The organism is Streptomyces sp. NTH33, assembly GCF_003236365.1.
In the GTDB taxonomy this organism is placed as follows: domain Bacteria; phylum Actinomycetota; class Actinomycetes; order Streptomycetales; family Streptomycetaceae; genus Streptomyces.
The window spans coordinates 1-253 of the sequence record NZ_POTZ01001192.1 but is presented as its reverse complement, the minus strand read 5'-3'; the positions used below and the strand labels follow the sequence as shown (position 1 = coordinate 253).

Below are 253 nucleotides of genomic sequence, written 5' to 3'. Positions count from 1 at the left end.
ACTTCATGCTCGCCTTCCCCGACCGCCTCCCTCTCTGACCCCAGCAAGATCACCGAAAGTAACCACCCCGCGGGCCCGACCGGCAAGACCGTGCACCTCTACATACACAAAGGAATTGACAACCTCCGATGTGCCGCTTACGGCCCTTGATTTTCTTCCCGCCGTCATAGCCACTGGTCGCGGCCTCCACCGTCGACGTGCCGCGCGCGGACTGCGAGTCGATCACCCCGGCCGTCGGCTCCGCGTCCCGGCC

At 65.2% G+C, this 253-nt stretch carries 1 pseudogene; it reads right to left on the bottom strand.

What is annotated here, in order from left to right:
- Positions 1–127 precede the first annotated feature (127 nt).
- A pseudogene (locus tag C1I97_RS39140) lies at positions 128–253 on the bottom strand (transposase); the annotation flags it as partial.